16 protein-coding genes are annotated in these 18,120 nt (G+C 72.0%); 6 read left to right on the top strand and 10 right to left on the bottom strand.

Annotation, left to right across the window (positions count from 1 at the left end; translation table 11 throughout):
• Positions 1-4: 4 nt before the first annotated feature.
• From RB614_RS19295 to RB614_RS19285, 3 genes are read right to left on the bottom strand one after another with little or no spacing between them, the layout of a single operon-like run.
• On the bottom strand, positions 5-1,006 hold the full coding sequence (locus RB614_RS19295; protein WP_308713946.1) for an inorganic phosphate transporter: 1,002 nt from the start codon (positions 1,004-1,006) through the stop codon (positions 5-7).
• Between the two features lie 3 nt (positions 1,007-1,009).
• Positions 1,010-1,636: a DUF47 domain-containing protein gene (locus RB614_RS19290; protein ID WP_308713945.1), complete on the bottom strand. Its 627-nt coding sequence runs from the start codon at positions 1,634-1,636 to the stop codon at positions 1,010-1,012.
• A complete protein-coding gene (locus RB614_RS19285; RefSeq protein ID WP_308713944.1) occupies positions 1,633-2,511 on the bottom strand; it encodes a PPK2 family polyphosphate kinase in 879 nt (292 codons plus the stop codon). The genes RB614_RS19290 and RB614_RS19285 overlap by 4 nt, the downstream gene beginning before the upstream one ends.
• Before the next feature lie 60 nt (positions 2,512-2,571).
• On the opposite strand from RB614_RS19285, the gene sigJ reads away from it, so the two are divergent.
• On the top strand, positions 2,572-3,519 hold the full coding sequence (gene sigJ, locus RB614_RS19280; protein ID WP_308713943.1) for an RNA polymerase sigma factor SigJ: 948 nt from the start codon (positions 2,572-2,574) through the stop codon (positions 3,517-3,519).
• A 493-nt stretch (positions 3,520-4,012) separates the two neighbouring features.
• Here the strand turns inward: sigJ and RB614_RS19275 are convergent, their stop codons facing one another.
• Positions 4,013-4,516, bottom strand: coding sequence for a DUF402 domain-containing protein (locus RB614_RS19275; RefSeq protein ID WP_308713942.1), 504 nt, complete (start codon positions 4,514-4,516; stop codon positions 4,013-4,015).
• Between the two features lie 158 nt (positions 4,517-4,674).
• On the opposite strand from RB614_RS19275, the gene RB614_RS19270 reads away from it, so the two are divergent.
• Both RB614_RS19270 and RB614_RS19265 read left to right on the top strand, forming a co-directional pair.
• Positions 4,675-5,400: a hypothetical protein gene (locus RB614_RS19270; protein WP_308713941.1), complete on the top strand. Its 726-nt coding sequence runs from the start codon at positions 4,675-4,677 to the stop codon at positions 5,398-5,400.
• Between the two features lie 440 nt (positions 5,401-5,840).
• The gene (locus RB614_RS19265; RefSeq protein WP_428983049.1) at positions 5,841-7,874 is read left to right on the top strand and encodes an ATP-dependent DNA helicase; all 2,034 of its coding nucleotides are present in this window, start codon (positions 5,841-5,843) and stop codon (positions 7,872-7,874) included.
• 755 nt (positions 7,875-8,629) lie between these two features.
• On the opposite strand, the gene RB614_RS19260 is transcribed toward RB614_RS19265, so the two are convergent.
• A complete protein-coding gene (locus RB614_RS19260) occupies positions 8,630-9,907 on the bottom strand; it encodes an AI-2E family transporter (protein WP_308713940.1) in 1,278 nt (425 codons plus the stop codon).
• 113 nt (positions 9,908-10,020) lie between these two features.
• Here RB614_RS19260 and RB614_RS19255 point away from each other — a divergent pair, with 113 nt between their 5' ends.
• Entirely contained in the window at positions 10,021-10,359 is a 339-nt protein-coding gene (locus RB614_RS19255; RefSeq protein ID WP_308713939.1) for a GroES family chaperonin, read from the top strand.
• On the opposite strand, the gene RB614_RS19250 is transcribed toward RB614_RS19255, so the two are convergent.
• Both RB614_RS19250 and RB614_RS19245 read right to left on the bottom strand, forming a co-directional pair.
• The gene (locus RB614_RS19250; RefSeq protein ID WP_428983048.1) at positions 10,350-11,693 is read right to left on the bottom strand and encodes a PrsW family intramembrane metalloprotease; all 1,344 of its coding nucleotides are present in this window, start codon (positions 11,691-11,693) and stop codon (positions 10,350-10,352) included. The genes RB614_RS19255 and RB614_RS19250 overlap by 10 nt on opposite strands.
• A 17-nt stretch (positions 11,694-11,710) precedes the next feature.
• Complete coding sequence (locus tag RB614_RS19245; protein WP_308713938.1) at positions 11,711-12,844, bottom strand: FUSC family protein; 1,134 nt, start codon at positions 12,842-12,844, stop codon at positions 11,711-11,713.
• Positions 12,845-12,873: 29 nt separating this feature from the next.
• Between RB614_RS19245 and RB614_RS19240 the strand changes: the two genes are divergently transcribed.
• Positions 12,874-13,497 carry an HD domain-containing protein gene (locus tag RB614_RS19240; protein WP_308713937.1) on the top strand — a complete coding sequence of 208 codons (624 nt, stop codon included), beginning with the start codon at positions 12,874-12,876 and terminating at the stop codon, positions 13,495-13,497.
• A gap of 20 nt (positions 13,498-13,517) precedes the next feature.
• Here RB614_RS19240 and RB614_RS19235 read toward each other — a convergent pair whose 3' ends face one another.
• Complete coding sequence (locus RB614_RS19235) at positions 13,518-13,793, bottom strand: DUF4031 domain-containing protein (protein ID WP_428983063.1); 276 nt, start codon at positions 13,791-13,793, stop codon at positions 13,518-13,520.
• A gap of 79 nt (positions 13,794-13,872) precedes the next feature.
• On the opposite strand from RB614_RS19235, the gene RB614_RS19230 reads away from it, so the two are divergent.
• A complete protein-coding gene (locus RB614_RS19230; RefSeq protein ID WP_308713935.1) occupies positions 13,873-15,267 on the top strand; it encodes an FAD-binding oxidoreductase in 1,395 nt (464 codons plus the stop codon).
• A gap of 505 nt (positions 15,268-15,772) precedes the next feature.
• Here the strand turns inward: RB614_RS19230 and RB614_RS19225 are convergent.
• Together RB614_RS19225 and RB614_RS19220 are read right to left on the bottom strand one after the other, a co-directional pair.
• Entirely contained in the window at positions 15,773-16,300 is a 528-nt protein-coding gene (locus tag RB614_RS19225; protein WP_308713934.1) for a hypothetical protein, read from the bottom strand.
• A 29-nt stretch (positions 16,301-16,329) separates the two neighbouring features.
• On the bottom strand, positions 16,330-18,111 hold the full coding sequence (locus RB614_RS19220; RefSeq protein ID WP_428983047.1) for a glycerol-3-phosphate dehydrogenase/oxidase: 1,782 nt from the start codon (positions 18,109-18,111) through the stop codon (positions 16,330-16,332).
• Between the last annotated feature and the right edge of the window lie 9 nt (positions 18,112-18,120).

Raw genomic sequence — 18,120 nt, 5'->3', positions numbered from 1 at the left:
CGGCTCAGAAGAGCGGCCGCACCACCAGGTACACGACGCTGGCCATCACCCCGGCGGCGGGGAACGTGAGGATCCAGCCACCCACGATCGTGCCCGCCACCTCCCAGCGGACGGCGGAGAGGCGCTTGGTGGCGCCCACGCCCATGATCGCGGAGGTGATGGTGTGGGTGGTGGAGATCGGCGCGTGCAGCACGAGCGCGTTGAAGTACAGCACGGAGCTCGCCACCGTCTCCGCCGCGAAGCCTTCCGGCGGGCGCAGGTCCACGATCTTCCGGCCGAGGGTACGGATGATCCGCCAGCCACCCGCGTAAGTGCCCAGCGCCAGCACCGTCGCCGAGGCCCAGAACGTCCACTCCGGAATGTGCTCGGGGCTGCTCTGCCGGTTGCCCACGTAGAGCGCGAGCACGACGATGCCGATGGTCTTCGCGGCGTCCTGCATGCCGTGGCCGACGGACATGGCGGCCGCCGAGACGGTCTGTGCCATCCGAAAACCGCGGTTGAGCTTGGCCGGATGCCCGTGCCGGAAGATCCACAGGACGGCGAGCATCACCAGGAAGCCGAGCACGAACCCGACCAGCGGCGACAGGATCATCGGCAGGATCACGTCCTCGACGATCCCGCGCCACAGCACCGTGCCGCTCGCGGCGATCGTGGCCCCCACCAGGCCGCCGATCAGCGCGTGCGACGACGACGAGGGCAGGCCGAAGTACCAGGTGATCAGGTTCCACAGGATCGCGCCGAGCACGCCGGCGAAGACGATACCCAGGCTGTCGCGCCCGGTGGGCAGCGCGACGAGCCCGGCGCCGACGGTCTTGGCGACGCCGGCGCCGAAGTGCGCGCCCACGAAGTTGCCGACCGCCGCCATCGCCAGGGCCACCCGCGGTGTGAGCGCGCGCGTCGAGACGCTCGTCGCGATCGCGTTGGCCGCGTCGTGAAACCCGTTGGTGTAGTCGAAGGCCAGTGCGATGAAGATCACCGCGAGGACGGCGACGAGCTCCCCGCTCAAGGACTACGACTCCTTGACCGCGATGGTCTCGACGGTGTTGGCCACATGCTCGAACGCGTCGCAGGCCGCCTCCAGCTCGTCGGCGACCTCCTTCATCTTGAGCACCGTCAACGCGTCGTACTCACCTGAGAAGAGCCGCACCAGCAGCATCCGGTAGGCGCGGTCGCCGTTGTTTTCCAGCCGGTTGCACTCGATCCAGTAGTCCTCGAGCGCCTTCATCGACCTCAGCCGCGGCATCGCGTCGGCGGTGAGCTTGGCCTGCTCGTCGAGGACCGCGATCAGCTCGTGCATCTCGCGCGGCAGCGAGGGGAGCCGGGTCAGGCCGTACAGGTAGAGCAGGCTCCCGACCGCCTCCAGGTGGTCCATCACGTCGTCGAGCTGCGAGCCGAGCCGGTAGATGTCCTCCCGGTCGAAGGGCGTGATGAACGATGAGTTGATCTTCTGGTACAGCTCGTGCGTGAGCTGGTCGCTGTCGTGCTCCACCTCGGTGAGCCGCTCGCTCACCGACTGCACGTCGACGCCGGGCAGCGCGAGCTCGTTGAGCAGCTCGGTGCCCCGGACCAGGTTTTGCGCCGCCTTGGTGAACAGCTCGTAGAAGGCGCCCTCGGTGGGCCGGAAGGAAAATCTCACGAGGCCATCGCCGGCGCGCGGTCCGCCTCCAGCCGCCGACGCTCAGCGTCGAAATCGAAAACAGGCTCCGGGTACGACAAGCGCATCTCCTTGAACGCCTCCAGCACGAGGTTGGCCACTGCCCAGTCGCGGTACCACTTCCGGTCGGCCGGCACGACGTACCACGGGGCGTGGTCGGTCGAGCACCGGCTCAACGCATCGTTGTAGGCCGCCTGGTAGTCCGTCCAGCGGCCCCGGGCGTCCACATCGGCCGGATTGTACTTCCACCGCTTGGTCGGGTCGGTCAACCGTTCCATCAGCCGTTCGCGCTGCTCGTCGTAGGAAATGTGCAGCATCACCTTGATGAGCGTGAATCCGGCGTCGGTCAGCTCACGCTCGAACCCGTTGATCTGCCAGTACCGCGACCGCCAGGTGCGCTCCGGTACGAGCGAGTCGACGCGGGCCACCAGTACGTCCTCGTAGTGCGAGCGGTTGAACACACCCACCACGCCCGGCTCGGGCAGCGCGCGCCGGATCCGCCACAGGAACCCGTGCTTAAGCTCCTCCGCGGTCGGCGGTCCGAACGCGACGACGTGCAGGCCGAGCGGGTTCATCGAGCCGGCCACCTTCTTGACGGTGCCGTCCTTGCCGCCGCAGTCCATCGCCTGGAGCACGAGCAGCACCCGGCGGCGGTCGCCGGAGGCCTTCGCACCCGCGTACAGCATCTCCTGGTGCACCGCGACCTCGCCGCCGATCGACGCGAGCTGCTCCCGGGCCCAGGCCTTGGGGTCTTTGCCCGTCACCTTGCGGCCGGGCAGGCCGGGCGTGGTGCCCGGGTCGATGTCCTTGAGATCCACAGCCGGACCGACCCGCAGCAGCTCGCGCAGAGAAGTCATTTACCGATCATCGCTTACCCGGGACGTATACGCCGCTCAAGGGTAGGTAACACTGGACGGGTGCGGGATCTCGCCACGGAGTTCGAGGCCGAGCGGAGCCACCTGACGGCGGTCGCCTACCGGATGCTCGGCAGCCGCGCCGAGGCCGAAGACGCGGTGCAGGAGACCTGGCTGCGGTACGCTGACGCGCTCGCCGACCCGGCCGCTCGCGCCCAGGTCCGCGACCTGCGCGGCTGGCTCACCACCACGGTCAGCCGCATCTGCCTCGACGTGCTGCGGTCGGCGCGGGTGCGCCGCGAGGCGTACCCGGGGCAGTGGCTCCCGGAGCCGCTGGTAAACCGCCTGCCCGACGGCGGCCCAGACCCCTCGGAGGTGGCGGCCCGCTCCGACGAGGTGAGCATGGCGCTCCTCGTCGTGCTCGAACGCCTCACCCCGGAGCAGCGGGTCGCGTTCGTGCTGCACGATGTGTTCGCGGTGCCGTTCGACGAGATCGCGACCGCCCTGGGCACGACGGTCCAGGCCGCCCGGCAGCTGGCCTCGCGGGGCCGCCGCGCGGTCGCTGACGGACCGCCGAAGCACACCGCCGGCCTGCCCGAGCAGCGCCGCCTGGCGGCCGCGTTCTTCACCGCCGTGGAGTCGGGCGACATCGACAAACTTCTCGCCGTACTGGCGCCGGACGCCGTGATGATCGGCGACGGCGGCGGCGTCTTCCCCGCCGCCGGACGCCCCCTGTCCGGCGCGGCCGAGGTGGCCCGCTTCGCGCTCGGCCTCTTCAGCCGGACCGGCAAGGACATGCGCCGCATCCAGGCCGCCCCGATGGAGGTCAACGGCGGGTTCGGCATCCAGGTCGACGGCGAGTACAAGGACGGCCGGCCGATGCGGATCGTGATGTCGTTCGCCGTGGCGGACGGCCGGATCACCGGCATCTTCAACCAGCTGAGCCCCGAAAAGGTGGCATCGATCGCACCGTTGCGGCCGGACGCGAGCCACTGGCCGCCCGAGCTTTAGAGATTTGGGCTACCGCGACGTCCGTGCTGATCCGGCCCCAATGCCACTCAGCCCAGTCGATCACAGCATCATCCCGTCCTAGGCGACACCCCAAAACCGGTCAACGCGCGGCGATCGTGGTATTTCAGTGCCCCTCCGAGGGCACCTGGATACCACGATCTCGACCACCCCGTGCGGTGGTGATCGCGGATGGGTCTGCCGGGCGACGGCCTGACGCTCCCGAGTGCGCCCAGCTCACAGGGCCTTGATCGAATCAGCGTGAGTGGCATTGGGTCCAGACCGTTGCTCCCGCAGCCTTACCCTCCGTAGCTGGGGCGGACCGGGGCCTAATCCTGTCTGAGCGCCCCGATCCCTCTTAGGGCCTGTATCGAAGAGTTTGTCGGTGCGAGCCGGAGTCCAGGCGGCGTCAGGTGGTGGCGGGCGCAAGGTCGCATACCGGTGTTGTATGTGGCCTTACGCCCGGCGCAGCCCGGCAAGGAATTTGATACAGGCCCTAAACGACCAGGGCCAACCACTTGCGGTACGCGGAGGCGAACGGCTCGGTGCCGTCACCGAGCGCGTCGAGGAGCCATCCGGCGGCGGTCTGGGCGTTGGCGACGACGTCGTCGGGATAGCCGAACCGCTCCCGGTGCTCGGCGAACTCGTCTTCGTCGCGCAGCTCCACCGCGCCGGTCGCCCGCCGCCGCACCACGTCGAGGTCGAGGTCGACGATGCGCACGGTGTCGCCCTCCCACTCGGCCGGGGTGGCGATGTCGCAGTACACCTCGCTGGTGCGCGGCGGTGGGTTGAACATGCCGGTCCACCACGCGTCGTGCGGCACCAGCAGCACGAACGGGATCTGCTCCACCGAGGGACGCCCGTGGTAGACCGAGCGGGTGCCGGCGGTCACGCCGAGCCAGGTGCCCAGGTCGTCTTCGGCCAGCCGGCGCGCCGGGTAGTCACGGTGCGCCGAGCCGTCGTACTTGCGGTAGACGACCCGGACCATGTCGCTCGGCATGCCCGCACCCTAGCCGATACCCCGATCGGCGGATGCCACATCCTCTGTCCGGCCTAGCCGGGAGACGGCAATCTAAGATCGAAAAGCTTCGTTGTACAGTATTTCGACAGCGCCACCGCCATTCGACCGCACAATTTTCTGTGGTGAGGCAGACCCCCATGTCCGGAGAAGACAGTGCACGGCTGCTCGCCGAGCTTGCGGAGCTGCATGCGCAAGCGGAGGCGTTGGCCACCCGCTTGTCCGCCCCGATCGATCCGCGATTCCGCCACTCCGGTGGTGACCGACTCGATTTGGCACAAGTGACCGTCGATAGCAGCGGACGCGCCACCGATGTGGTGGTCTCACGCGAATGGCGACGGCAAACGGACGCCGCAGGACTGGCTCAGGCTCTCGTGGAGGCGGCGGCCGAGGCACAGCGCCGCCGCCTGGAGGCCTGGGCCTCTGGTGGTGAGCACGCGCAGACGCAGCCGGACGCCACGCTCCTCGATCGCGCCACCCCGCCCGGTGACGGCCCGCTCGATCTGTCCGGCCCGGATCTGGTTCACGATCTGCTGTCGTTGCTCGATCGGGCCGAGGGGCAACTCGACGAAGCACGCCACCAACTGGAGAGTCATTTCGCCGGGCAGTCGACGCTCTCCAGTCCGGGTGGCGAGTTGACCATTGCGACTCAAGGCGGCCAGGTGAGCGCGATCGAATTCGACGAGCGCTGGATCGCCCCTGCCGGCGCCGAGGAAGTGGCACGTCACGTGTGCCGACTTCTCCAGGATGCACACGACCGTGCGTGGACCGGAATTGGTGACCTTTTACCACGGGAGTTGAGCGACCTGATGTCGTTTACCGCGGATCCCGAGCGAATGCTGCGTCAGCTCGGCTTCCGCACCTGATCACCTTTTCCGGGGAGCACATGGCACCACCGCCCAGCCCGCGGAGTGTCTCCGTGGCGATTGCCAGCCTCCGCTCCGACGGGCGCCGGGTGGCGTGACGCGGCAGCCGAGCTAGGAGCCGCCCAAGACCAGCGACCTCTCCGGCGCCCGGGTTACCGATGACGACTCGCGCCATAGGTTTGCTGTGTGTAGCGGTCGTCCTGTCGGTGCGGCATCCGGAGGCGCTGCCGCGACCGCGATCAGCGCAGTGGCCTTCGCCGACGGCCCGTTCTGGAGCCTCCTTGCTGTCAACATGGTCCTGCTGCTCGTGTTGGTCGCTTCGCCGGCCGACGCGGTCTTTCGGGTGATCCGGTCACCGCGCTCGCGGTGCGGGTTGTGGACAACGCGCGGCGCCTGTGGATAAGCACGGATGCGTCGGCGGGGACGGGTACCGTCGCACGGTGACCACCGCGACCAACGCACCACCGTCACCCCCCACGGCGCCAAAGCCCCGGTCAAGCGGTGACCAGCCGACGGCAACCGACCTGCTCGCGGCGGCGGTGGGCGCGGTGCCGGGCGGTGCGGCGCGACCGGGGCAGCAGCAGATGGCGCTGGCCATCGAGCGTTCGATCGAGACCGGCGAGCACCTGCTGGTCCAGGCGGGCACCGGCACCGGCAAGTCACTGGCCTACCTCACCCCCGCCCTCCTGGTGGACGGGCCGGTCGTGGTCTCCACCGCCACGCTCGCGCTCCAGTCCCAGCTCGTCGACCACGACCTGCCGCGCCTGGCCGACGCGGTCGAGCCGGTGCTGCGGCGGCGACCCACGTTCGCGGTGTTGAAAGGGCGGCACCACTACCTGTGCCTGGCCCGCCTCGACAACTCCGCCGAAGAGGAGCCGGGCGACGCGCTCTTCGACGCGCCCGCACCCGGTGCGACCAAGTGGCTGGGCGAGGCGGGGCGGCTGGGCAAGCAGGTCCAGCGGCTGCGCGAGTGGGCGCTGCAGACCGCCACCGGCGACCGTGACGAGCTCGACCCGGGCGTAGACGACACCGCGTGGCGGCAGGTGTCGATGCCGGCGCGGGAGTGTGTGGGGGCCAACCGCTGCCCGTACGGCGGAGACTGCTTCGCCGAGGCATCCCGCGCCCGGGCCCGCGAGGCCGACATCGTGGTGACCAACCACAGCCTGCTCGCCGTCGACATGCTGGCTGGGCGCCACATCGTGCCGCCACACAAGCTGCTCGTGGTCGACGAGGCGCACGAGCTGGCCGACCGGGTCTCGTCCGCCGCGCAGGCCGAGCTGACGCCCGACATGATCGATCGGGCGGCCCGGCGGGCGCGCACGTTCATCTCGCCCGAGGCCTACGAGGCGCTGGCCGAGGCGGGTGACGCGCTCACCGTCGGGCTGGCCGAGGCGCCGGCCGGGCGGATCACGACCGGGCTGCCGCCGGCCCTCAGCGGGGCCTGCACGCTCCTCGACGCCGCCACCCGCACCAGCCTCGACGCGATCGGTGACATCAAGGCCGACGACCCCGATCCGGTGCGCAAGCAGCAGGCCAAGGCGGTCCTCGACGAGCTCTCCAAGACCGCACAGCGGCTGCTGGAGGAGGCGGCCCACGACGTTGCCTGGGTGGAAAAGCCGGACGTCGGTGGCCGCCGCGCCCTCGTGGTCGCGCCGCTCTCCGTGGCGGGCACGCTCGCCACCCACCTGTACGACGAACGCACCGTCGTCGCCACCTCCGCCACGCTGACCTTGGGCGGCCAGTTCGAGACGGTCGCCAAGACGCTCGGCCTGGCGGCCCCCGACGCCCAGGACGGCGACGACGGCGACTGGCACTCGCTCGACGTCGGTTCGCCGTTCGACTACGGCCGGCAGGGCATCCTCTACGTTGCCGCCCACCTGCCCCGCCCCGCCGCCTCCGGCCTGCCCGACGCCGCGGGCCAGGAGCTGCTCGCGCTGGTGGAGGCGCTCGGCGGCCGCACGTTGGGGCTCTTCTCCTCGCGCCGGGCCGCACAGCAGGCGGCGGAGCTGCTGCGGTCCAAGACCAACCTGCCCGTGCTCCTGCAGGGCGAAGAGGCCTTACCGCTGCTCGTCCGCCGCTTCCGCGAGGAGAGGGCGAGCTGCCTCTTCGGCGTCATGTCGCTGTGGCAGGGCGTCGACGTGCCCGGCGACTCCTGCCAGCTCGTGGTCATCGACCGGCTGCCGTTCCCCAGGCCCGACGAGCCCCTGGCGGCGGCACGCGCGGCAGCGGTCGACGCGGCCGGCGGTTCGGGCTTCGCGTCGGTGAGCGTGCCGATCGCGGCGATCCGGCTGGCCCAGGGCGTGGGACGGCTGATCCGCTCGACCGGCGACAAGGGTGTCGTGGCCGTGCTCGACTCCCGGCTGGAGACCGCCCGCGGCTACGGACCCTTTCTGCGCCGGTCGCTCCCCCCGTTCTGGTACACGACGAAGCGCGACACCGCCCTAGGCGCGCTCAAACGCCTCAGCGAGACCTAGGGCCTGATCGAATTCCTTGCCGGGCTGCGCCGGGCCCAGACGACGCCATGCGGCGTTGGGCGCAAGGCCACATACAACACCGATACAGGCCCTAGCGGATCCATTCCAAGGGATGGGCTACCGCGACGTTCGTCGTGGTCCAGACCGTTGCGCGGGGCCCCCGGGGAAATGTGGAGCGCAGCGGAGCGTTTTCTTGGGGTGCGTTCCCGCGGCCTTACCCTCCGCGCTTGACAAACCCCCGCCGGTCGGCCGTCGGCCGGCCCGCGCCGACCGCCGCCGCGAACCCCGGCCCCAGAGGCCGAGCGGCCTCGACGGGAGAGCGCCCGCCGCCAACAGTGGGCAATGTCCAGGACTTTGCCCACTGCGACCCGCGCTCAGTGGGCAAAGTCCCCGACATTGCCCACTGCCGCGCCGTCCGCCGCCACGCACGACCGCCACCGGATCGACCACACGCTCGGAACGAATCGTCTGGCGCGCGCCCGCCGTTGGTCGCGGTGCGCGCGGCTCGCGCCGCGCGGCGGTCGATGTGCGGGCAGTTCGAGCCGGGGGGCATCCGGCGGGCGGCGCGAGATTTGGGCTTGTCTCGCGGACCCGGCAGTGGAGGCCGGGACTATCGGCGAGCCCTGCGAGCCGCCGGCCGCAGCGGTGCCCGTGGGAAAGCACCCCTAGAAAAACGCTCCACGTTCCCCGGGGACCCCGCGCAAGCGGTCCGCAGCTGGGCGCGGACCGGGACAAATGCGCAGGTCGCTAAAGGCTCATGGTGGGGTCGCCTTGACCACGACCGCATCGGGGGGCACCTCGGGGCGGCGGGGGTTGCCGAGGCGGCGGACGGCCGTGTTGAGCACCGCGACCAGCGGCACCGCCACCAGCGCGCCGACGATGCCGGCCAGTACGACGCCGGCGGCGATCGACACGATCACGGCGAGTGGGTGGATGGCCACGGCGCGGCCCATGATGAGGGGCTGGAGCACGTGGCCTTCGAGCTGCTGCACCGCGATCACCGCGCCGAGCAGAATCAGTGCGCTCACCCAGCCGCGGTCGACCAGCGCGATGAGCACCGCGACCGCGCCGGAGAGCGTGGCACCGACGATCGGGATGAACGCGCCGAGGAACACCAGCGCGGCCAGTGGCAGCGGAAACGGCACGCCGAGGATCCAGACCGCGATGCCGACGCCAACCGCGTCGATGAAGGCCACCAGCACGGTCGCCCGCACGTACGCCACCAGGGTCAGCCAGCCGGACCGGCCCGCGTCGTCGACCTGCCACCGGGCCCGCAGCGGCAGCAGCCGCACCATGAAGCGCCAGATCCGCCCGCCGTCGCGCAGGAAGAAGAACGTCGAGAAGAGCACCAGGAACATCCCGGTGAGCACCTCGAAGAGGGTGGTGGCCGTGGAGACGCCGGCGCTGGTCAGCGACTCGGTGTTGTCATCGAGCCACTTTTCCGCCGTATCGACGTAGCTGTCGATCTGCTTGTCGGACAGGTGCAGCGGGCCGGTCTGCAGCCAGTCCTGGATCTGCCGGATGCCCTGGGTCGCGCTGTCGCTGAGCTGCGGCAGCCCGTCGATGAACTCGGTGATGACCAGCGTCAGCGTGCCGGCGACGGCGGCGAGGCCGCCGATGAGCACGACCGCGGTGGCCAGCGACCGGGGCAGCCCGAGGCGCAGCAGCCACCGCACGGCCGGTGAGAGCAGCGCGGAGAGCAGCAGCGCGATCACCAGCGGGATGATGACGATGTGGACCCGGCTGATGACCTGGATCAGTGCCCAGGCCACGATGCCGAGGACGATCAGCCGCCACGACCAGGCCGCCGCGATACGCAGGCCGCGCGGCACCTCGACGTCGTCGCGGCTGGCGGTCGAGGGGTGCACGTCAGACGGCGTGGGGGGCGGCGGCTCATCCATCTCGCGGAACGAGCTGTTGCCGTTTCCCGACTCGGCGGCGCGGCGGGCCTCTTCGCGGCGGGCGCGCACGGTCTCGCGACCCGCCTCGTACGCCCGGCGCAGGTTGGCCCGCACCCGCTCGACCCGACTCACGCAACCCCCTCCCGCCGTCGCGACGTCCTTTACCGTATCGGGCACGAAGCTCTCAGCCCGGCCCATTCGTCCCTGAGTTCTCCCCCACATTGGCACGCTGTACCGTTCCGTGGGTGAACGCCGATCCCGATCTCGACCAGGGCCTGCCGATCCGGCTGCTGCACGACCGGGTTCTCGTCCGCCTGGAGGGCAACGAAGGCGAGCGCCGGTCGAGCGCCGGCATCGTGATTCCGGCCACCGCGGCCGTGGGGCGGCGCCTGTCCTGGGCCACCGCGGTCGGCGTCGGGCCGCACGTACGTTCGATAGTGGCCGGAGATCGCGTGCTCTTCGACCCGGACGACCGCTCGGAGGTCGAGCTGCACGGCCGGGGGTACGTGCTGCTGCGCGAGCGGGACGTGCACGCCGTGGCCGCCCAGCGGGTCGAGCCGGACGCGACCGGCCTTTACCTGTAGGGCCGGTAGTACCCGTAGTACGGCGGTGGTGGCGGCGGGGCCAGCACCACCGGGACCGGCACCACCGGCTGGTCGGGCTGCTCGATCGTGCGGGCCACCCCGTCCGGAAAGGTCACCTGGTAGCGGGCGCCGTCCCAGCGGGCCACCGGCGCCTGCGGGTCGCGCCCCGCGAACGTCTGGCGGTACCCGGTGATCGCCTCCAGCAGCTGCCGCTCCTCCGCCAGCGCCCGCCCGGCCTCCTTGGGATCGCGGTAGAGGCCGCGCCGCATCCCGTCGCGGAGCAGTGCGAGCCGGGTCGCGGCAAACTGGTACCCGCGCATCGCTTTGAGCCCCGCGTCGCCGGCCACCCGCCGGGCCCACCGCCGGGCCGAGTGCCGCCGCCCCAGGCTGCCGAGCGCGGCGACCTCGGGCGGGGAGAGCCAGCCGGCCCGCACGTACTCCGGGAGCGTGCGCTCGGTCAGCCGCCCCTCCCAGCTGCGCAGCCACACCGCGAAGCCGACCATGCCGAAGAAGACCGGCACCATCACGCCGATGAACCCGTACAGCAGGATCAGGTTTTCGCCGGTGGCCTGGGCGAGCGTGGGAATCAGGTTCCACGAGCCGTGCAGGATCATCGCGAGCAGCAGGCCGGCGAGCGGCGCGATCCACCGGACGTGGCGGTCGCCGGTGCGGGCCGCGATGCCGAGCCCGACACCGGTCATCGAGGTGAAGAGCGGGTGGGCGAAGCCGAAGAGCAGGATGCGCCCGATGAAGAGGGCGAAGACCATCTGCGCGCCGGTGGCCGGCCCGTACTGGTCGGCGCCGGCCGCGTAGCCGTGGCCGCCGAGGTACAGGATGTTTTCCACCATCGCGAAGCCGAGCGCGGAAAGGCCACAGTAGACGATGCCGTCGGTGATGCCGGACCACTCGCGGCGCCGCCGCCACAGCAGCAGGAACGGGCCGAGCGCTTTGCCCAGCTCTTCGATGAACGGGGCGACCAGCACCGCCACCAGCGCGTCCGGGATGCCCCACCGCTCGAAGAGCGCGGCCGCGCCGGAGTTGACGAGCAGGGCGGTCAGCGTCGCCGGGAACGCGCCCCAGGCGAAGGAGAAGACCAGGTATTTGGCGGGCTCCGGCTCGTAGCGGTCGAGCCAGAGGAAGCAGGCGACGAGCGCGGGCACCGGCAGCACGGCCGCGACCAGCCCGATGATCAGCGCGGTGAGGCCGATGTTGTAGCCGAGGAAGCCGAGCATCCCGATGGCGCACAGCGCGATGAATGCGATGACCGCGCCGACCTGAAGGCCACGCCGGACCGCCGACCGGCGCGGCGGTGGCGCCAGCGCGACCTCGCTCATGCCGCCCAGCCTAGCCGTCAGCGGCGATCAGGTGGGATGTGCCGGCCGACCGCCCGCCGGACCCGGCGGCCGGCCTCGTTCGCGTCCAGACCGGAGGCCTGGACCAGGTCGATCGCCGCCGAACGGACCTGGGCGACGATCACGCTGCCGGAGAAGTCGACGCCCTCCGCGTACGCGATGCCGGCCTCGCTCGCCGCCCGGAGAGCGCGCTCCCGCGCGGCGACCGGCTCGATCCCGTCGGCGAGCTCGCGCCGCAGCCAGCCCACCGCCTCGCCGAGCGCCTCCACCGCCTCGACCAGCGCGGCTGGCAGCGCCTCGCCGTCCCGGACCAGCGCCAGCGCCCGCCGCACCAGCACGCGGCTGTTGCGCAGCGTGTGCGCGACGTGGTCGGCCGCGTCGATGTACTGGCCGAGCGCTCCCCGCGTCCGCCACCGCGCCGGCGCCAGCGCGGCCGTCTCGCTCGCCGCCCCGATCGCCTCCTGCAGCGCACGGAGGTCACCCTCCGCCGCCCGCAGCCGCGCCAGCACCGCCTCCAGCCGCTCGACGTCGCGCGCGGCCAGCGCCTCGGCGGTCCCGGTCAGCCCTTCCGCGAGTACGTCGAGTGCCGGCTGGGCCGCACGTCCGACCACGGTCAGCGGGTTGACCGGGAGCAGCAGCGCCATCACGCCGAGCCCCACGAGCCCGCCGACCAGCGCGTCCACGAAGCGCTCGTACGAGATTCCGGACGTCGTCGGCGGGGTGAGCGTGGCGACCAGCACGGCCGACGAGGCGGCCTGGGTGATCAGCGCGGACCCACCGCCGACGAAGATGGCCGTCACGATCGCGAGCGTGACCACCAGCCCGATCTGCCACGCTCCGGTGCCGATCAGGTAGATCAGCAGGTCACCGACCGCGATGCCGATGGCCACACCGAAGACCAGCTCGAACGCGCGCCGCAGCCGCTGCCCCACCGACACCGCGAGCGTGATCACCGCGGCGATCGGGGCGAAGAACGGCGCGCGGTGGCCGATCAGCTCGTGCGCCACCAGCCAGGCGAGCCCAGCGGCGACGCCGGCCTGGAGCGCGAGCAGCACGTTCATGCGCACCCGGCGGACGCGGTCCCGCAGCTGGGCGCCTGTGCGCCGGGCCAGCTCGTCGGTCGCGAGCACCATGCGGGCGAGACTACCGGCATGATCGGGACATGACGCTTGTCGAGCGCTGGAGGGTGGCGGCCCGCGGTGCCGGTGCCACCGCCGGCGACGAAGCCCTGGTCGCGGCCGGTACGGCCCTGCTGGACCGGTGGCGGGAGCCGCAGCGGCACTACCACACGGTCGACCACCTGGCCGCCATGCTGTCCATCGTGGACACCGAGGGCGGGAGCGACCCGGTACGCCTGGCGACCTGGTTTCACGACGCGGTCTACGACCCGCGCTCCCCCGGCGACGCCAACGAGCGGGAGAGCGCCGCGCTGGCCCGGACCGAGCTGGCCGGCCTGGGGGTACCGGCGGCGGTCACGGCCGAGGTGGAGCGGCTGGTACTGCTGACCGCCGGGCACGTGGTGGCACCCGGCGACGGCGACGGTGAGCTGCTCTGCGACGCCGACCTGGCGGTGCTGGCCCGGCCGCCGGCCGAGTACGACGCGTACGCCGCCGCCGTCCGCCGGGAGTACGCCCACGTGCCCGACGAGCTTTTTCGGGCCGGCCGGGCGGCCGTGCTGCGGAGCCTGCTCGACCTGCCCGCGCTCTACCGCCGGCCGGCGCTGGCCGAGCGCTGGGAGGGCCCGGCCCGCGCCAACCTGGAGCGGGAGCTACGCGCGCTGGCATGAGAAGAGGCGCTGGGCCGGGACTACGCGCGCTGGCACGAGAAGAGGTGCTTGGGGCGGCGCAGGCCGGCGGCGTGGAGCAGGCGGACGATCTCGCGGCTCGACACCGGCCGGGCGCCGAGCCACACCGCCACCGGCACCCGCTCGGCCGGCATGTCGTAGTGATCGCGGTCGAAGCCGCGCCGGGGCAGGCCGAGCATCTCGGCGAACGCGTGCAGCTCCTCGAACGACACGTCGCTGATCAGGTGAGACCAGAGCCGCCCACGGGCCGGCCAGGCGGGCGGGTCGACGTACACCACCATGCCTGCCGCTCCCCTAGCTCACCGCTCGCGTGCTGCCCATGGGCGTCACCGTAGCGCGGCGGTTAGCCTGCCAGACATGGCCGACCTGCTCGACGCGCTGCGTGACGCCCTCCCCACCGAAGCCGTACTGACCGATCCCGACCTGCTCAAGGGCCATTCACGCGACGAGGCCGACATGGTCGACGCGGGCCTGCCGGCCGTGGTGGTACGCCCGCGGACGACCGAGCAGGTGGCCGCGGTCGTGAAGATCGCCGCCGAGCACCGCGTGCCGCTCGTGCCGCAGGGCGCCCGCACCGGCCTGGCCGGCGCCGCAAACGCGGTGGAGGGCGGGATCGTCCTCTCCACCGTGGCGATGGACCGCGTCCTCGAAGTCGACCCGGTCAACCGCATCGCCGTCCTCCAGCCCGGCGTGGTCAACTCGGCGCTCGCGGCCGAGGTGGCCAAGCACGGCCTGCGCTACCCGCCCGACCCCGGCTCGTGGGAGTCGTCCACGATCGGCGGCAACGTGGCCACCAACGCCGGCGGCATGTGCTGCGTCAAGTACGGCGTCACCGTCGAGTACGTCCTGGGGCTGGAGGTCGTGCTCGCCTCCGGCGAGGTGCTGCGCACCGGCCGGCGTACCGCCAAGGGCGTGGCCGGCTACGACCTGACCAAGCTCTTCGTCGGCTCGGAGGGCACGCTCGGCGTGATCACCGAGATCACCGTGGCGCTGCGGCCGGTCGCCGAGGAGTCGCTCACGCTCGTGGCGCTCTTCCCGTCCACGGCCGCCGCCGGCGCCGCGGTCGCCGCCATCTCCGCCCAGGGGCTCTCGCCCAGCCTGCTGGAACTGCTCGACCAGACCCACCTGATCGCGCTGGAGGCGTACCAGCCGATGGGGCTGCGCACGGAGGCGAAGGCGCTGCTGCTGGCCGCCACCGACACGGGCGCCCGGGCCGCGGCCGACCTGGAGCGGATCGCCGCGCTCTGCGAGGAGGCGGGCGCCGACGAGGTGTACGCGGCCACCGACGCGATCGAGGCGGCCCAGTTACTCCAGGCGCGGCGGCTGGCGCACGCGTCGATGGAGAAGTACGCGGCCGAGATGTTTCCCCAGGGCAGCGGCGGCCTGATCATCGACGACGTGGCCGTACCCCGCTCGGCCCTGGCCGCCCTGCTCGACGGCATCGAGAGGATCGCGGTCGAAAACGGCGTCGCGATCGGCGTCGTGGGCCACGCCGGCGACGGCAACATGCACCCCAACATCGTGGTCGACCGCGCCGACCCGACGAGCGTGGCGAAGTGCCAGCGCGCGTTCGACGAGATCGTGGAGATCACGCTCGCGCTCGGCGGCACCTGCACCGGCGAGCACGGCGTCGGCTTGCTCAAACGCGAGTGGTTGGCCCGCGAGCTCGGCCCGGTCGGCATCCGCGTGCAGCAGGCCATCAAAGCCGCGCTCGACCCGCAGGGACTGCTCAACCCCGGCAAGGTCCTTTAGAGGGATGGGCTACCGCGACGCCCGTCGTGGTCCAGACCGTTGCTCCCGCGGCCTCACCCTCCGCCGTCGGCGATCTCACCCCGGCCCCTGCGGGGAGCCTCCCGTGAGGTGGGCTTGCGTCGCGGAGCCGGCAGTGGAGGCCGGGGATCTCGGCGAGCGCCAACCCGCCGCCGGCCGCAGCGGTGCCCGCGGGAATCATGGACCGTCCCGGTCGTCCGCGGTGCGCAGTCGCCTGACCTTGATCAAGATTGGGCGAGTGGCAATGGTTCTGGACCGACCCAACCGCGGCCTCACCCTCCGTGTCTGGTCGCGGTCACCGCTCCATTGCCTCCGGCGGGAGCTGAAGCCGATCTAGAACGTTTAGGGCTCCATATCCGCCCTAAGCGTTCTAGATTCACAACCATCGAGCGCAGGCGCCGCCTGCGGGACCGATATGCCAACCGCGGAGGGTGAGGCCGCGGGAGTGCCCTGTGGTGGGCCCGGCGGCTGCGCGCGGGAAATCCGCCTAGAACGGGGTGCTGGTCGAGAGCAGATCGACCACGCGCATGGCGGTCGGTGGGGAGCCGGTGCCGCAGTCGGCCCACTCCACCTTCGTCGGGCCGGTCACCAGCGTGTAGACGAAGCCGTCCGCGCAGTCCGACGACTCACCCACCTCGCGACCAAGCTGGGGGTCGGCGAGGAGCGCCCGCAGGTCGGCGAGCTGGGCGTCGTTGAGCCGCCCGCGCACCGGTGTGCCGCCGCCCTGACCGACGCGGCTGCGGTAGTAGGTCCAGCGCCCGTCCGGCTCCACGGTGATGTTTTGGTCGATCCCGACGAAGCCGCCGGTCCGCTCGACCGTCACCCCAGCCGCGGCGACCGTCGTCGGCGCCGCGGCCGTGGCGGGCAACGGCACGGCCGTAGAGGGCGCCGGCACACCAGTGGAGGGCACGGCTGTAGGAGGAGGCAGGGCCGTGGAGGGCGACGGCGAGTCGCAGGCGGCGAACGCGAGCAGCCCCGCGACGACGACACATAGACGCGCGTACGCCATCTTCATGCGACGGAGAGTACGCCCGATCGGTTCCCCTACAAGGCGAGCGGGCTCGCGCCGCGTACATCCGGCGCGCCGAGCCGGGCGGCGTCCGCCGTGGCGTCGTCGGGCATCTTCTGCGACTGGCGTTCCGCCTCGACGCGGGCGAGGTAGTGCTCCACCTCGCGGGCCCGCACGTCCGCGTCCCAGCCCAGCACCGAGCCCATGATCTCGGCCGCGTGCTGGGCCGACTCGGTGCCCCGGTGAGGCGTCTCGAACGAGATCCGGGTGCGCCGGGTCAGCACGTCGTCGAGGTGCAGGGCGCCCTCGACCCGGGCCGCGTACGCCACTTCGGCCGCCAGGTATTCGGGCGCGCCGGCGAGCGGGGCGGCCAGTGCCGGCTCGGCGTGGATCATCGCGATCAGCTGGGGTGCCAGCGTGCCGTACCGCTCCAGGAGGTGCTCCAGCACACCCGCCTGCACGCCGTGCCGCCGGGCCAGGTCGAGCCGGTCCCGCCACATCGCCGCGTACCCGTCGGCGCCGAGCAGTGGCAGGTCGGCGGTGCGGGACGGCACGCGCACGCCCAGCCGGCGGGCCGCGCGGTCGACCACGTCGGCGGCCATCACCCGGTACGTCGTGTACTTTCCGCCGGCCACCAGCATCAGGCCCAGCATGGGCTCGACGACGGCGTGCTCGCGGGAGAGCTTGGAGGTCGGCTCGGCCTCGCCGGACAGGAGCGGGCGAAGCCCGGCGTACACACCCTCGATGTCCGATGTGGACACTGGCCGGTCGAGCACGGTATTTAGCTGATCCAGCAGGTACTCGATGTCGCGCGCGGAGGCGGCCGGGTGGTCGCGGTCGAGCTGCCAGTCGGTGTCGGTGGTACCGATGATCCAGTGGCCGCCCCACGGCAGCACGAAGAGCACCGAGCTGGCCGTGCGCAGGATCAGCCCGGCGTCGCCGGTGATCGCCGAGCGGGGCACCACCACGTGGACGCCCTTCGAGGCGCGCACCCGCAGCCCCGGCCGTACGCCGACGTCGCCGAGCATCGCGGAGATGTCGTCGCTCCAGACGCCGGTCGCCGCGATCACGGTACGGGCCCGCACCTCGAACTCGTCCGCCCGCGACTCCAGGTCGCGTACCCGTACCCCGGTCACCTCCCGCGCCTGCCGCACCATGCCGACGGCGCGGGCGCTGGTCACGACGGCCGCGCCGAGGCTGGCCGCGGTGCGCGCGAGGGTGACCACCAGGCGGGCGTCGTCGACCTGCCCGTCGTAGTAGCGGATCGCCCCGGTCACCACGTCCGGACGGAGGCTCGGGAAGACGTGCCGGGCGCCGTCGCGGGACAGGTGGCGGTGCAGCGGCATGCCCCGCCCGTGGCCGAAGAGCCCGGCGAACGCGTCGTACGCCGCGACCCCCGCGCCGTAGTACGCCCGCCGCCACGCCCGGCCGGGAAACTCGCGGGGCGAGTGGCCACCGGGGAGCGGCACGAGGATCGGCACCGGGCGCACCAGGTGCGGGGCGAGTCGGGTGGCGAGCAGGCCACGCTCGGTGAGCGCCTCCTGCACCAGGTGCAGCTCGAGCTGCTCCAGGTAGCGCAGGCCGCCGTGGATCAGCTTGCTGGACCGGCTGGAGGTACCCGAGGCCAGGTCACGCGCCTCGACCAGCGCGACCTTGAGCCCGCGCGAGGCGGCGTCGAGCGCGGCGCCCGCGCCGGTGACGCCGCCGCCGATGACGAGGACGTCGAAGCGTTCGCTCCGCAGCCGGCGCAGGTCGGCGGCGCGGCGCTCGGGGGAGAGCTCGCTGGCGGTGTACCGGGATACGGCAGGGTCTCGCACCTGTCCACG

Source organism: Phytohabitans maris, from assembly GCF_031085175.1.
GTDB classification, from domain to species: Bacteria; Actinomycetota; Actinomycetes; order Mycobacteriales; family Micromonosporaceae; genus Phytohabitans; species Phytohabitans maris.
This window is presented reverse-complemented; position numbering and strand designations above follow the sequence as displayed.